The sequence below is a fragment of the Modestobacter excelsi genome (assembly GCF_005930495.1).
Taxonomy (GTDB): Bacteria; Actinomycetota; Actinomycetes; order Mycobacteriales; family Geodermatophilaceae; genus Modestobacter; species Modestobacter excelsi.
Window position 1 is genome coordinate 40595 of sequence record NZ_SJEX01000013.1, and the last position, 14513, is coordinate 55107.

At 76.5% G+C, this 14513-nt stretch carries 12 protein-coding genes; 1 reads left to right on the top strand and 11 read right to left on the bottom strand.

Annotation, left to right across the window (positions count from 1 at the left end; all coding sequences use genetic code 11):
• Position 1: 1 nt before the first annotated feature.
• The 4 genes from xerD to FHL80_RS07035 form a co-directional block, all read right to left on the bottom strand.
• Positions 2 to 973 carry a site-specific tyrosine recombinase XerD gene (gene xerD / locus FHL80_RS07020; protein WP_246078508.1) on the bottom strand — a complete coding sequence of 324 codons (972 nt, stop codon included), beginning with the start codon at positions 971 to 973 and terminating at the stop codon, positions 2 to 4.
• Positions 952 to 2067: an alanine dehydrogenase gene (ald, locus tag FHL80_RS07025; protein ID WP_138732734.1), complete on the bottom strand. Its 1116-nt coding sequence runs from the start codon at positions 2065 to 2067 to the stop codon at positions 952 to 954. Before ald ends, xerD begins: the two co-directional genes overlap by 22 nt.
• 165 nt (positions 2068 to 2232) lie before the next feature.
• Positions 2233 to 2772, bottom strand: coding sequence for a dihydrofolate reductase family protein (locus FHL80_RS07030; protein ID WP_138732735.1), 540 nt, complete (start codon positions 2770 to 2772; stop codon positions 2233 to 2235).
• The gene (locus tag FHL80_RS07035; RefSeq protein WP_138732736.1) at positions 2769 to 3707 is read right to left on the bottom strand and encodes a helix-turn-helix domain-containing protein; all 939 of its coding nucleotides are present in this window, start codon (positions 3705 to 3707) and stop codon (positions 2769 to 2771) included. The genes FHL80_RS07030 and FHL80_RS07035 overlap by 4 nt, the downstream gene beginning before the upstream one ends.
• 137 nt (positions 3708 to 3844) lie before the next feature.
• Between FHL80_RS07035 and FHL80_RS07040 the strand changes: the two genes are divergently transcribed.
• Positions 3845 to 4483 carry a hypothetical protein gene (locus FHL80_RS07040; protein WP_138732737.1) on the top strand — a complete coding sequence of 213 codons (639 nt, stop codon included), beginning with the start codon at positions 3845 to 3847 and terminating at the stop codon, positions 4481 to 4483.
• Between the two features lie 39 nt (positions 4484 to 4522).
• Here the strand turns inward: FHL80_RS07040 and FHL80_RS07045 are convergent, their stop codons facing one another.
• From FHL80_RS07045 to murJ, 7 genes are all read right to left on the bottom strand, one after another.
• The gene (locus FHL80_RS07045; RefSeq protein ID WP_246078509.1) at positions 4523 to 4936 is read right to left on the bottom strand and encodes a GlcG/HbpS family heme-binding protein; all 414 of its coding nucleotides are present in this window, start codon (positions 4934 to 4936) and stop codon (positions 4523 to 4525) included.
• A 43-nt stretch (positions 4937 to 4979) separates the two neighbouring features.
• Positions 4980 to 6851 carry a protein kinase domain-containing protein gene (locus tag FHL80_RS07050; RefSeq protein ID WP_246078510.1) on the bottom strand — a complete coding sequence of 624 codons (1872 nt, stop codon included), beginning with the start codon at positions 6849 to 6851 and terminating at the stop codon, positions 4980 to 4982.
• Positions 6852 to 7021: 170 nt separating this feature from the next.
• Positions 7022 to 7624: an NUDIX domain-containing protein gene (locus FHL80_RS07055; RefSeq protein WP_138732739.1), complete on the bottom strand. Its 603-nt coding sequence runs from the start codon at positions 7622 to 7624 to the stop codon at positions 7022 to 7024.
• 3 nt (positions 7625 to 7627) lie between these two features.
• The gene (gene pyrG, locus FHL80_RS07060; protein WP_246078511.1) at positions 7628 to 9349 is read right to left on the bottom strand and encodes a CTP synthase; all 1722 of its coding nucleotides are present in this window, start codon (positions 9347 to 9349) and stop codon (positions 7628 to 7630) included.
• Positions 9324 to 11717, bottom strand: a complete 2394-nt coding sequence (locus FHL80_RS07065; protein WP_138732740.1) for an alkaline phosphatase family protein — start codon at positions 11715 to 11717, stop codon at positions 9324 to 9326. Before FHL80_RS07065 ends, pyrG begins: the two co-directional genes overlap by 26 nt.
• A complete protein-coding gene (locus tag FHL80_RS07070) occupies positions 11714 to 12871 on the bottom strand; it encodes a glycosyltransferase family 4 protein (protein WP_138732741.1) in 1158 nt (385 codons plus the stop codon). Before FHL80_RS07070 ends, FHL80_RS07065 begins: the two co-directional genes overlap by 4 nt.
• Positions 12864 to 14507 carry a murein biosynthesis integral membrane protein MurJ gene (gene murJ, locus FHL80_RS07075; RefSeq protein WP_138732742.1) on the bottom strand — a complete coding sequence of 548 codons (1644 nt, stop codon included), beginning with the start codon at positions 14505 to 14507 and terminating at the stop codon, positions 12864 to 12866. The genes FHL80_RS07070 and murJ overlap by 8 nt, the downstream gene beginning before the upstream one ends.
• Positions 14508 to 14513 lie beyond the last annotated feature (6 nt).

The window sequence follows — 14513 nt, forward strand, 5'->3', positions numbered from 1 at the left end:
CTCAGCGCAGCGCGCGGGGGTGGCTGGTCGCGTAGACCTCGCGCAGCCGCTCGACGGTGACCAGCGTGTAGACCTGGGTGGTGGTCACCGAGGCGTGGCCGAGCAGCTCCTGCACCACGCGGACGTCGGCGCCGCCGTCGAGCAGGTGGGTGGCGAAGGAGTGCCGCAGCGTGTGCGGTGACAGCTCCGCGGAGATCCCCGCCCGCTCGGCGGCCTCGCGGAGGATCGACCAGGCGCTCTGCCGGGACAGCGGCCCACCGCGGGCGTTGAGGAACAGCGCTCCCCCGCGCACCCCGGCCCGGGCCTTCGTGGCCAGCGCCGGCCGGGCCCGCACCAGGTAGTCCTCGACGGCGCGGACGGCGTAGCTGCCGACCGGCACGACCCGCTCCTTGCCGCCCTTGCCGGCCAGCCGCACCGCCGCCGAGGCGAGGTCCAGGTCGTCGACGGCGAGCCCGACCGCCTCGGAGATCCGCGCGCCGGTGCCGTACAGCAGCTCCAGCAGCGCCCGGTCCCGCAGCCCGCGCGGGCCCTCGACCGCCGCGGCCGCGGTCAGCAGCGCCTCGACCTGCTCGACCGGGATCGCCTTGGGCAGCCGCCGCGCCGGTGCCGGGGGCTTCACCTGGGCGGCGACGTCGTCGACCACCAGCCCGTCGAGCAGCGCGAACCGGTGCAGGCCGCGGACGGCGACCACCGCCCGGGCCGCCGACGTCGCCGACAGCGGCGGGTGCACGTCGTCGCCCTGCCGCAACGCGACCAGGAACGCGGCGACGTCGGACTCCCCCACCTCGCCGAGCCCCTCGACGCCACCGGCGGACAGGAACTCCGCGTACCGGCGCAGGTCCCGGCGGTAGGAGGCGATCGTGTTGCCGGCGAGGCCGCGCTCCACGGTCAGGTGGTCGAGGTAGCCGGTGACGACCCGTTCGACGGCCGGGCCGGCACTCGTGACGGCCGTCAGGACAGCACCTCCTGCCACCGGACCGATGGCAGCCCGTGTGCCTCGGCGACGCCGGCGTGCACCAGCTGCCCGCCGGCCACGTTGGCGCCGCGGGCCAGCGCCGGGTCGGCAGCCAGCGCCGTCGCGGTGCCGGAGCCGGCCAGGGCCAGCACGTAGGGCAGCGTCACGTTGGTCAGCGCGTAGGTCGAGGTGTGCGGCACCGCGCCGGGCATGTTTGCGACGCAGTAGAAGACCGACTCGTGGACGGTGAACGTCGGGTCGTCGTGGGTGGTCGGCCGGCTGTCCTCGAAGCAGCCGCCCTGGTCGACGGCGATGTCGACGAGCACCGAGCCGGGCTTCATCCGGGACACCAGCTCGGTGCTCACCACCGTGGGCGCCTTCGCGCCGGGCACCAGGACGGCGCCGATCACCAGGTCGGCCTCGAGCACCGCCCGCTCGACCTCCAGGGCGTTGGAGGAGACGGTCTGCAGGTGGCCGCGGTAGAGCTGGTCGGCGGCCCGCAGCTTCTCCAGATCGCGGTCGAGCACGGTGACCTGCGCCTGCATGCCCAGGGCGATCGTGGCCGCGTTCATCCCGGAGACCCCGGCGCCGATGACGACGACCTTGGCCGCGTGCACGCCGGACACCCCGCCCAGCAGCACACCCCGGCCGCCGGAGGCCCGCTCGAGCGTGTGCGCACCGACCTGCGGGGCCATCCGGCCGGCGACCTCCGACATCGGGGCGAGCAGCGGCAGCGCGCCGCCGTCGGTCTGCACCGTCTCGTAGGCGATCGCGGTGGTGCCCGAGGCGAGCAGCGCGTCGGTGCACTCGCGGGAGGCGGCCAGGTGCAGGTAGGTGAACAGCGTCTGGTCGGCGCGCAGCCGGCCGTACTCCTCGGCCACGGGCTCCTTGACCTTCAGCAGCAGGTCCGCCTCCCCCCACACGTCGTCGGCGGTGCTGAGGATCTTCGCCCCTGCCGCGGTGAAGTCCCGGTCCGGGATGGACGACCCGGCCCCGGCGTCGTGCTCGACCAGCACGTCGTGCCCGGCCGCCACCAGCTCGGTCACCCCGGAGGGGGTGAGCGCGACCCGGTACTCGCGGTTCTTGACCTCTCGAGCGACTCCGACCTTCATCCTCAGATCCCAGCTCCCGGTTCGGCGGGCGTCCCCGGGGTTGCCGGCGGCGCTCCAGTGACGGGCGGCCCGGTCGGGGCCGGCCTCGGCCGGAGTGTAGGCATGATCGAGGTCACGTCGGTGTCCCGCCGGGACGTCGGCCCGTCGCCGTCCCCCGGTCGGGGGTCAGGCGGGGGGCGGGGGTCGCTCGACCGTGTACCGCACGCCGACCAGCTCGCCGTTGCGGGCGACCTCCTGCACCGCCAGCTCGACCCGGCGCGGCAGCAGCGGCGCCCCGCCGCCGAGGGTCACCGGGGCGATGGCGACCACCAGCTCGTCCAGCAGCCCGCGGTCGGCGAACTGGCCGGCGAGGTCCCCGCCGCCGACGATCCAGACGTCCCGCCCGGCCGCGGCGGCGACCATGTCGGCGTGCACCCGCGCCGGGTCCTCGGCGGTGAGGCGCAGGTCCACGCCCGGCAGCAGCGGCAGGTCCCGGTGGCTGAAGACCCAGGTGGGCCGCTCCGGCGTCCAGTCCGGCTCGTGCTCGCGGACCCACAGGTAGGTCGTCGCGCCCATCGCCACGGCACCCACCCCGGCGATGAAGCCGTCGTAGCCCATCGGCCCGTCGGCGTCGGTCTGCCGGCTGAGCAGCCAGTCCAGCGAGTGGTCGACGGTGGCGATGAAGCCGTCCAGCGACGTGGCGGTGTAGTAGACGGTCCGGGTCACGAGGTCCTCCTCCTCAACCAGTCGATCGGGTCACCGGCGTCCACCGGCATCCCGGCCTCCCGGAACCAGGCCCGGGCCAGCTGCCGGCGGTGCGCGCCGAAGGTGAGCACGTGGGCGATCACGCTGCCCAGCACGAAGGTCTCCGGCGGGTCGCACAGCGCGTCGACCAGCCGGTCGCCCCAGGCGGCGCGCCGGGACACGTCCCGGACGAACGCCAGCCAGCGGGGCGCGGCCTCGTCGTGCCGGGCGAGCAGGGCGGCCGGGTCGTCCGCGCCGCGCGCCGGGTGGTCGGCTCCCTCGACCGAGGCCAGCCAGACCTCCGTCGTCCGCACCAGGTGCTCCAGCACCGCGGCGAGCGACTCCTCGGGGCCGTCCCAGCTCAGCACCTGCCAGCCCGGCGCGCGGGACCGCCGGTACTCGTCGGCGGGCAGCCCCTTGGCCAGGTCCAGCAGCGCGCGGGTGTCCTCCAGCGCGTGGTGCACCAGCAGCGCGGTGACCTCGTCGCCACCGCGGGCGCCCTGCTCGCCGGTCACCCACAGCGAGGTGGGCGGGTGGAAGTGGACGCCGTTGGGCGCCGGCAGCCAGTGCCCGTCCCGGGTGGTGGGTCCCGGATCGGCCGGCCGGTGCCCGGGCGAGCGGCCGTAGGCCCGGGAGAACGCCCGGCTGAAGCCCTCCACCGACTCGTACCCGGCGGCGAACGCCACCTCGGTCACGCTGCGTCCGCCCTGCAGCTGCCACGCCGCGCGCTCCAGCTCCACCCGCCGGCGCAGCGCCACCGGCGACTCCCCGGCACCCCGGGCCACCTGCCGGCTGAAGTGCCAGGGCGAGGAGAAGGCGTCCCCGGCCATCTCGGTGAGCGTCCGGTTGTCCTCGTCCAGCACCGCGTCGAGCAGCTCGCGCAGCCGGTCGCGGCCGGTGGGCACGTCCTCGGTCATGGGGCGAGTCTCGTGGGTCGGGCCCGCTCCGCGCCCGACCGTTCTTGCTCGGTCCGGATCGCCCCGGACGCCGCGGTGCCGGACGATCCTCAGAACCCGCCCGAGACCCGTCCGACCCCGCCGAGGGAGCCGCACCGATGCGCCTGTACGCCGACCGACCCGACCACCGCACCCGTCAGCTGGCCGCCGACGCCGGGCTGCTGGCCTGGGCGGTGCTGTGGGTGCTGGTCGCCCGGGTGGTGCACGGGGCGGTGCTGGTGCTGGCCGAACCGGGCCGGGCCGTCGCCGACCTGGGCCGGTCCATCTCGGACTCGATGGACTCGGCGGCCGGCGCGGCCGACGGCGTCCCGGTGGTCGGTGACGAGCTGGCCCAGCCCTTCGGTGCGCTGAGCGACGCGGGCGGCTCGGTCACCGGCGCGGGCACGGACGCCTCGGAGGCCGTGCACACCCTGGCAGCGGTGCTGGCCGTCGTGCTGGTGGTGCTGCCGGTCGGCTGGCTCCTGGTGCGCTGGCTGCGCTGGCGTACGGGCTGGCTGCGGGAGGCCACCGCCGCGGACCGGTTGCTGACCTCCGGTGCGGACGGCCTCCCGGACCTCGAGCTGCTGGCGGCCCGGGCGATGGCCACCGCCCCGCTCCCGCAGCTGGCCCGCCTGCCGGCCGGCACCGGGGCCGGCTGGCGGGCGGGCGACCCGGCGGCGCTGCGCGCGCTGGCCGGGCTGGAGCTCCGCAGGATCGGCCTGCGGACACCGGAGGTGAGTCCCGCCGAGGTCAGCTGAGGACCACCTGCGCTGGCGCTCCCTGCGATGCTCCCGGCGTCAGCTGACGGAGTACCCGCTGGCCTCCACCGCGGCGGCGCAGACGTCCTCGTCCTGCTGACCGGTGCCGCCGCTGCCGCCCAGGGCCCCGACCAGCTCCCCGTCGGAGTACACCGGCACCGCGCCGGTCTGCGGGGTGAACCGGCCGTGGGTCATCGCCGTCACCGCCGTGGCGAAGTTCGGCATCGGCTCCATCTTCGCCTTCTGCGCGGCGCTGGGTGCGCCGTACGCGGCCGCCGTCCACGCCTTGCCCTGGGCCACGTCGGTGGAGATCCACGGGGCCCCGTCCATCCGGATCAGCGCCAGGAGGTGGCCGGCGGAGTCCATGACGGCGAAGGACATCGGGACGCCGAGCTTCGTGGACTCCTCGCGGGCGACCTGCAGCAGGGACAGGGCCTGGTCATGTGTGAGCACCCGGCAACCCTCCACCGGTCCCGACGTCCGCGGCAACCCGGGGTCAGCCGCCGCCCCGGTCGCCCCGGCCACCCTGGCCGGACCAGTCGCCGGCCGGCGCGGAGCTGCCGCCGTCCTCCGGCGGGACCACCGAGGAGCTCCCGGCGGACGCCGACCCGGCTGCCGAGGACGACGGCGCAGCCTCGGACGAGGTCGGCGCGGGCGAGGACGTCGGCGCGCTCGAGCCGGCGTCCGACGCGGAGGTGGGGGCCGCGCTGTCGCCGGCGCTCTCCGACGGGGCGGCCGTGGGCGTGCTGCCGGTGGGGGTGCCGTCGGTGGGGGTGCCGTCGGTGGGGCTGCTGTCGGTGGGCGTGCCGTCCGCGGGACCGGTGCCCGTCGACCCGGCCTCGGTCGGGCTGCCCTGGACCGGGCTGCTCTCCGTCGGAGCCGCCGGGGCCGCCGTCCCGGGGGCGCTGTCCGTCGCCGGGGCGGGCACGGTGACGGTGTCCGGGACGGTGCCGGCGTCGCTGCCGGCGTCGCTGCCGGCGTCGCTGCCGGCGTCGCTGCCGGCGTCGCTGCCGGCGTCGCTGCCGGCGGCGGGCCGGGTGTCCGGCGCCTGCGTCGGCGGCGCGGCGACCCCGGTGACCCCGGTCGCCGGGACGTCCACGACGGGAGCGGACGAGCCGTCGGCGAAGAAGACCGTCACGGCGTCCCCCGCGTGCAGCGCACGGCCGATCGGGTCCAGCTGGGTGACGTGCCCGGGGGCGACGTCGGGCGCGTCCTGCGCCTGCCGGTCCACGGTCAGCCCCAACCCGGTCAGCTGGAGGGCGACGTCGTCGACCGGCCGCCCCACGTAGTCCTGACCGTCGAGCTCGATCGTCTGCTGCTGCTGCTGCTGCGCCGCGGTGCCGGACCGAGGCGGGTCGTCGTCGCCGAGCAGCCCCAGCCCGAGGACGCCGGCGATCCCGGCGAGCAGCGCGCAGACGACCGGCAGCACCGTCCGCAGCCGCCGCCGTGAGCCCGCCGGCGGCCGGTGCCGCGCGACCGCCGGTCGCGCGACCAGCGGGACCGCCCGGGTGCGTGCCGGGTCGTCGAGCGGGCGCCCGGCCCGGACCCGGTCGATCGCGGCCACGAACGCGTCGCCGTCCGGGATGCGCGAGCCGGGGTCCTTGGCCACGGCCTCGTCGACGAGCTCGCGGAGCCCGGCCGGCAGGTCGTCGGGCAGCGGTTCGGGCTCCTCGTTGACCTGCTTGAGCGCGACCGTCACGGGGTTGTCCCCGTCGAAGGCCGGCTCGCCGGTCAAGCACTCGTAGCCGACCAGACCGAGGGAGTACACGTCGCTGGCCGGGGTGGGTTGCTCGCCCACCGCGATCTCCGGGGACAGGTACTGCGGCGTGCCCAGCACCTGCCCGGCCTCGGTGAGCGGGACGCTCCCCGCCGACCAGGCGATGCCGAAGTCGGTGATCTTCACCTGCTCGTCCGGGCCGACGAGGATGTTGCCCGGCTTGACGTCGCGGTGGACCAGACCGACGTGGTGGGCCTCGGCGAGGGCGACGGCGGTCTGCCGCAGCACCGACAGCGTCGCCTCGGGGCTGAGCGGCCCCTCCTCGCGCAGCAGCGTGGACAGCGGCGCGCCCTGCACGAGCTCCATCACCAGGTAGGCCAGGTGCTCGCCGTCCCGCTCGGACGTCACCTCGCCGTAGTCGTAGACGGCGGCGATGTTGGGGTGGCTCAGCGCTGCGGCGTGCGTGGCCTCGGCCCGGAACCGGGCGAGGAAGGTCGGGTCGCCGCTGTACTCGCTGTGCAGCAGCTTGACCGCGACCGGCCGGCCGAGCAGGACGTCCCGGCCGCGCCAGACCTCGCCCATCCCGCCCGAGGCGATCAGCGAGTCCAGCTCGTAGCGGTCGTTGAGCACCCGCCTGCCCGGCTCGTCCACGCGGTCGGTTCCCCCGTCCCCTCCGGTCGGCTGCCGCCGACCGGGTCCGGGACCCCGCCGACTGCGTCCGCCGTCTCCCTGGGTCCCCACTGGGCCCCCTCGCTACACCTCCCGGCGCGCACGGAACGGTTCCGGCCGGCACCCGAGCGCCGTGCCGGAGCCGTCCCGGCTCAGGTGGCGTCGAGCGGACGCAGCCTCGGCGAGGTCGCCCGGACCTGAGCGGCCGCGAGCAGGCCGATGACGGCCAGGGCGTTGCGGACCTTGCCGTCGAAGACCCACTGCACCGCCTCGGCCAGCGGCACCCGCTCGACGGTCATGTCCAGCTCCTCGTGCTCCACCACGAACCCGTCGGGTCGGGTGACGTCCGACAGCCCCTCGGCGAGGTAGAGCAGCACCAGCTCGTCGCAGAAGCCGGGCGAGGGGTGCTGGGTCACCAGCAGCGACCACTTCTCCGCGGCCAGCTGGGTCTCCTCGGCCAGCTCGCGGCGGGCGCTGTCGACCGGCGGCTCGTCGTCGACGTCCCGGAGCCCGGCGGGCAGCTCCCACAGGTGCTCGCCGATGGCGTGCCGGTACTGGCGCACCATCACGACCCGGTCCTCGTCGTCGAGGGCGACGATGCCGACCGCACCCGGGTGGTGCACGACCTCCCGGACGCTGGTCCCGCCGCCGGGCATCGCTACGGTGTCCTTGCGCAGCGAGATGATCCGGCCGGTGTAGACCTCCTCCGACGCCACGACCTCGTACTCGTGCGGGCCGTCCACGGTCTCGGTCATCTGTCAGATGCCGATCGGCTCGGACGCGGGAACCGGCAGCCGGGCGGCGTCCTGGTAGCCGACGGCGGCCTGCACGAAGGCGGCGAACAGCGGGTGCGGCCGGGTCGGCCGGCTCTTCAGCTCCGGGTGCGCCTGGGTGCCGACGAAGAACGGGTGGACGTCGGCCGGCAGCTCGGCGAACTCGACCAGCATCCCGTCCGGCGAGGTGCCGGAGAAGACCATGCCGGCCTGCTCGAGCTTGGCGCGGTAGGCGTTCGCGACCTCGTAGCGGTGCCGGTGCCGCTCGGTGATCTCGGTCTCCCCGTAGGCGGCCGCGGCCACCGACCCCTTCTGCAGGTGCGCCGGGTAGCTGCCCAGCCGCATCGTGCCGCCCATGTCCCGGGTGCCGGCGACCACGTCGAGCTGGGTGGCCATGGTGGCGATGACCGGGTGGGCGGTGTCCGGGTCGAACTCGGTGGAGTTGGCGTCCTCGATGCCGGCCAGGTCACGGGCGGCCTCGATGACCATGCACTGCAGGCCCAGGCACAGCCCCAGCGTCGGGATGCCGTTGACCCGGGCGTGCTTGATCGCGCCGAGCTTGCCCTCGATGCCGCGCACCCCGAAGCCGCCGGGGATGCAGACCCCGTCGACGCCGGCCAACGCGGCCGCGGCGCCCTCCGGGGTCTGGCACTCGTCGGAGGGGACCCAGCGGATCTCCACCCGCGAGCGGTGCGCGAAGCCACCGGCGCGGAGCGCCTCGGTGACCGACAGGTAGGCGTCGGGCAGGTCGATGTACTTGCCGACGAGCGCGACGGTGACGGTCTGCTTCGGCGAGTGCACCCGGTCCAGCAGGTCGCCCCAGACCGTCCAGTCGACGTCCCGGAAGGGCAGCCCGAGCCGGCGGACGACGAAGGCGTCCAGGCCCTCGCGGTGCAGCACCTTCGGGATGTCGTAGATCGACGGGGCGTCGGGGCAGGAGATGACGCCCTCGGCCTCGGTGTCGCACATCAGGCTGATCTTGCGCTTGAGGCCCTCGTTGATCGGCCGGTCCGACCGGCAGACCAGCGCGTCGGGCTGGATGCCGATGCTGCGCAGCGCGGCGACCGAGTGCTGGGTGGGCTTGGTCTTCAGCTCACCGGAGGGGGCGATGTAGGGGATCAGCGAGATGTGCAGGAAGAAGCAGTTGTCCCGGCCGATCTCGTGCCGCACCTGGCGGGCCGCCTCGAGGAAGGGCAGCGACTCGATGTCGCCGACGGTGCCGCCGATCTCGGTGATCACGACGTCGACGCGCTCGGCGGTCTCGGCCCCGGCCAGGATCCGCGCCTTGATCTCGTTGGTGATGTGCGGGATGACCTGCACGGTGTCCCCGAGGTACTCCCCGCGCCGCTCCTTGGCGATCACGTCGGAGTACACCTGGCCGGTGGTCACGTTGGCCCGGCCGGTCAGGTCGGTGTCCAGGAATCGCTCGTAGTGCCCGATGTCCAGGTCGGTCTCGGCGCCGTCCTCGGTGACGAACACCTCGCCGTGCTGGAAGGGGTTCATCGTCCCCGGGTCCACGTTGAGGTAGGGGTCCAGCTTCTGCATGGTGACCCGGAGGCCCCTGCTGGACAGCAGGGCCCCCAGGGAACTTGCGGTCAGGCCCTTGCCCAGGGACGACACGACGCCGCCGGTGACGAAGACGAACTTCGTCGGCTGGGAGTTGGGGAGAAGAGGTCCGCGGTCACGAGGTTCTGCCAGTCGACCCACGGACGCCCACGTTAACACGGGGGTCCGCCGGCTCGACCGCCGGACCGGGGGCGCCCGGGGACGTAGGCCGGACCGCGGCGCCGGCGACCAGCTGCACCAGCAGCGGCACCAGCAGGGTGGCGGCGGTGGCCGGCAGCGCCACGCCGCTGTCGTTGACCAGCGCGCCGACAGTGAGGCTGAGCGCGATGGCGGTCAGCCCGGCGCGCAGCACCCGCACGTCCTCGGCCGGCAGACCGGCGGCTGCCCGGCCGGCCCGGCTGCGGAGCAGGCCGCCCGGTCGCAGCAGCCAGCCGGCGGCCAGCAGCGCGACCAGCAGCATCCACGCCAGCGGGCTGCCGAGCAGGATCGCCAGGTTGGCCGCGGCCTTGCGGCTGACCACCGTCCACGCCTGGCCGTCGAGCACCTGCGCGACGAACCGGCCCAGGTGGCTGCGCTGGTCGGCCGGGCGGAGCCAGTCGAGCACCGCGACGACGCCGACGACGAGGACGGCGGTGGCCAGCACGGCGACGAGCCGCGCGACGGTGACCCGGATCCGGGCCAGCAGCATGCCGAGCACGGCGAAGCCGGGGACGGCGGCCAGCACGCCCCCGAAGTCCCGGCCCAGCGACGGGGCGCCGATCAGCCCGGTGCAGACCACCCCGGCGACCAGCACCGGCAGCAGCCACGTCCGGCGGGACGGCACCGCCGAGCGGCGCACCAGCGCGGCGGCACCGGCGGCGGTGAGCAGCAGGGCGCTGACCGACAGCAGGCCGAAGGTGAGGTTGCCGTAGCCGGTGAACCGGCCGGCCACGATCGCGTCGTAGCCGAGCAGGCCGTCGAGCTCCAGGTGCGAGCCGGTGAGCACGTCACCGGCCAGGGTGGCCAGCGTGACGGCGAGGACGACGACCGGCGGGCCCAGCCGCCGGTGGCGCCAGGGCCCGAGCGCGGCCACCGCGGTGACGGCGAGGGCGGCGAGCAGCACCGACCCGGCCAGCGCCCAGCGCGGGGAGCCGCTCCGCTCCCACGGCACGAGGTTGGCCAGGTAGGTCGACACCGGCAGTGCGGCGGCGGCGAGCGCCAGCAGCCGCAGCAGCGGGGGCCCGAGGCGTCCCGGGGTGCGGCGGCGCAGCCAGTCCCGCACCCGGCTGCGGTGCCCGGCCCGGCCGGGCAGCCAGCCGCGGTCCCAGCCTCCGAGCAGCAGCGCGCCGAGCAGCACCACGGCGCCGTTGACCACGACCAGCAGCCAGAAGGTCAGGCCGGTGCTGCGGTAGTGCACCACCGCCCGGGTGTTCGCCCGGTCCAGCTCGGTCAGCGCGTCGGCCAGCGGTGGCCGGCTCCCGGTCACGGTGAACGGCTGGCCGTTCACCGAGTCGGGGGCGGCGAGACCGAGCGCGCGCAGCACGGTGGGCGCGACGTCGATCAGCTGGACGAACGGCGCGCGGCCGGTGCTCGCCGAGGTGAGCCAGCCCGGGCGCGTGCCCGGCCCCTCGGCCATCACAACGTGCAGCTGCGGCCGGCCGCCGTTGACCTCCGAGATCCCCTGCAGCAGGAGCAGCGTCTCGCCCGGGAGCCCGGCGGCCGCGGCCCGCAGCCGGCCGACCTGGGCGTCGACGGCCTCCACCGCGGCCTGGCGGGCGGGAGGCAGCGTGCCGTCGTCGCTGGCGTCGGCGCCCGGCGCGGCGGCGTCGCTGAGCTGGCCGAGCGAGACCAGCGTCAGCGGGCAGTCGGCCAGCAGCCCGCCCAGCTCGGCGTCGTCGGCGGGCAGCGCGTCCCGCACGGTGAACCGGGCGTCCTCCCTCGCCACGGCCAGGGCCGCCGCCCGGCCGACCACGGTGCTGCAGGGGACGGCCTGCCCGAGCAGCCCGGGCTCGGCACCGAAGCGGGTGGTCGCCTCGTCGGCGGCGACCCGGGCCACGGTCCGTCCCGGCTCGGTGAGCCCGACCGCGGCGACCTGCTCCTCGAGGCCGCAGTAGGACAGCCGGGTGTCCACCGCCGCCGGCTGGTCCGCCGCCGGGGCGGGCGTCGTGTCGCCGTCGGTCGTCGGCGCGTCCGGCGCGGGGACCGCGGGGACCGCCTCGACCGGGCCGGGGTAGCGGGCACGGTTGCCCGCGCCCAGGCTGGCCCAGCCGTCGAGCAGGCAGGTGGTGGAGCGGCCGGCGCGCACCGAGAGCGCGCCGATGGCGGAGTCCTCGGCCAGCGACCACAGCTCCGGGGTGCGGTCGGGGTCCAGGTCGGCCCACACCAGCCCGGGGACGCCGATGGTCAGCACCCGGTCGGCGTGCCAGGGGTCGGGAGCCGCCGCGGCGGCCGGCCCGGTCGACCCGGCGAGCAGCGCCAGCAGCACGGCGAGCAGCACCCCGACCAGCGGGCGCCGGTGCACCCGGCTCATCGGGAGCGCCCGGCCGGCCCGAGCAGCTCGGAGTACAGCTCGACCAGCTGCTGGGCGGTGGCCGCCTCGTCCGGCCAGGTGGCCGCCTGCCGCGGGCCGGCGGCGCACAGCCGCCCGGTGAGCTCTGGGTCGCTGAGCACGGCGGTCACCGCCGTGGCCAGGGCCGCGGCGTCGCCGGCCGGGACCAGTGACGCGGCGTCCCCGACGAGTTCCGGGATGCCCCCGACGGCGGTGGCGACCAGCGGCGTCCCGGCGCGCAGCGCCTCCTGGGCGGTGAGCGAGCGGGCCTCCCACACCGAGGGCAGCACGCAGACGTCGGCCGCGCCGAGCAGGTCGGCGACGTCGCTGCGCCGGCCGAGCAGGGTCACCGGCAGCTGATCGGCGCCGATCCGGGCGGCCAGCTCGTCGTGCAGCGGCCCGTCCCCGGCGATGACGACCAGCGGTGCCGGCCGCAGCCGCCCGTCGGCCGTCCAGGCGGCGACCGCGTCGAGCAGCACGTCGTAGCCCTTCTGCGGGTGCAGCCGGCCGACCGCGACGACCAGCGCCCGGCGGTCGTCGTCCAGCCCGAGCGCGCGGCGCACGTCCGGCCGGGAGCGCTGGGCCGGCGGCAGCGGCGGGGCGGCCACCGGCGCGACCCGCACGTCGCGGGCGCCGAGCCGGCGGGCGTTCTCGGCCAGGTCGGCCGAGGCGGCCAGGACGACGTCGGCGCCGCGGATGGTGGCCGCCTCGGCGACCCGCAGCAGCCGGCGCTCCGCCCCGCCGCCCGAGGGGAGGGCGTTGTGCAGCGTGAGCACCAGCGGCCGGTCGCGCTCCCCCGCCAGTCGCCGTGCGGCCGCGGCGACCAGGCCGGCGCGCAGCCCGTGCGCGTGGACGAGGTCCGCGCCTGCGGTGGCCCGGCGCAGCGCGGCCACCGCGCGCACGTCGGCCGCCGGCGCGAGGCCGGCGGAGATGCCGACCGGCCGGAAGTCCGCACCGGTGGCGGTGAAGGCGAACAGCTCCTCGGTGGCCCGCGGTCCGCACACCCGCACCGAGGCGCCGGCGCGGCCCAGCGGGGCCAGCAGCGAGCGCAGGTGGGTGCCGACCCCGCCGGTGCTGGTGGCCAGCACCTCGGCGACCCGGCGGTCGGCGAGCAGACGCCGGTCCGGCTCAGACACCCGCCACCTCCGTCCTCCCCGCGTGCCGCAGCCCGGTCACGGCCGCGAGCAGCGGCCGCCGGGAGGTCCCCATCATGACCGCCGCCGCGACCACCAGCACCACTCCGCCGGCCAGCGCGCCGGTGCCGATCGCGGTGAGCACCCCACCCTGGGGCACCGGGTCCGCGCCCAGCGCCCGGGCGGTCAGCAGCCCGGCCGCACCGGCCAGCACCGCGGCGAGCAGCGCCGGCAGCCCGGTGCGCGCGGCACCGGCGAGCGCGTCGGCGCCGGCCTCGCGGGCGACGACGACCAGCAGGGCGAGCCCGGCGACGGTGACGCCGATGCTGTGGCCGGCGGCCAGCGCCAGAGCCCGGTCCGCCGCCGGCAGCGCGTCGGCGAGCACCAGGTCGGCGACGACGGCGGCCAGCCAGCCCCCGGCGACGCAGGCGGTGGGCGACCGCCACAGCCCGCGGGCGTAGAGCGCCCGGGACAGCAGCGCCACCAGACCGTAGCCCAGCAGGCCGGGGGCGAACGCGGCGATGGTCGGCGCCAGCGCGGCCGCCCGGTCGGCGTCCTCGGCGGAGGCCAGGAAGACCCGGGCCAGCGGCCCTGAGACGGCCACCAGGCCGGCCGCGGCGACCGCGCTGCCCACCAGCGTGAGCACGGCGGCCGGGGCCAGTGTCCGCGCGTACCCCACCTCGTCGCCGAGCCCGGACCGCTCGCTGAGCCCTGGGTAGACCGAGGTGGCCAACGGCACGGCCAGCGCCGCCCACGGCAGCAGGAACACCGTCATCCCGGCGAAGTAGACGACCTGGGTGCCGTCCGGCGCGCCGGCGTTGGCCAGCCGGATCGCCACCACGGCGACCAGCTGCTGTCCGGCCAGGGTGAGCACCCCGGCCAGCGCCAGCCGGCGCACCCGCGGGGCGGCGCCGACCGGGAAGCGGAGCGCCGGGCGCAGGCCCAGCCGCAGGCCGCGCAGGGGCGCCAGCAGCGAGCCGGCGAGCGCGACCACGCCCAGCGTCGTCCCGATCCCGAGCACCAGCTCGGCGGGTGTGGACAGGTCCGCGACGTCCCGGGCCCCGCCGGTGCCGGCGAACACCAGGTAGGACGCGGCGACGACCAGGGTGGACAGCAGCGGCGCCAGCGCCGGTCCGGCGAAGCGGCGGTGCGCCTGCAGGACGCCGGTGAGCACGACCGCGAGGCCGTACAGCACCACCTGCGGCGCGAACACGAGCAGGAAGCGGGCGGCCAGGTCGACCTTCGCGGCGTCGGCGGGGTCGGCGGGGTCGCCGCCGAGCAGCGCGGCGGCGATCGGCCGGGCGAGCACCGCGAGCAGCGCGGCGAGCGGCACCAGCACCAGCAGCGTCCAGCCGAGCAGCGCGTTCGCGGTGCGCCGGACCTGCTCCCGGTCCCCGGCCGCGATGCCGACGGCGAGCATCGGCACCACCAGGCTCGCCAGCGCGCCGCCGGCGACCACCTCGAAGACGATGTTGGGCACGTTGTTCGCGGCCTGGTACGTGTCGCCGGTGCTGTCCGCGCCGACGGCGTTGGTGAACACCACGGTGCGGCCGAACCCGGCGACCCGGGACAGCAGCGTGAGCACCGAGATCAGCAGCGCCGCACCGGCGGCACCGGCCGCGACGCGCCGGGCGGTCACCGCCGT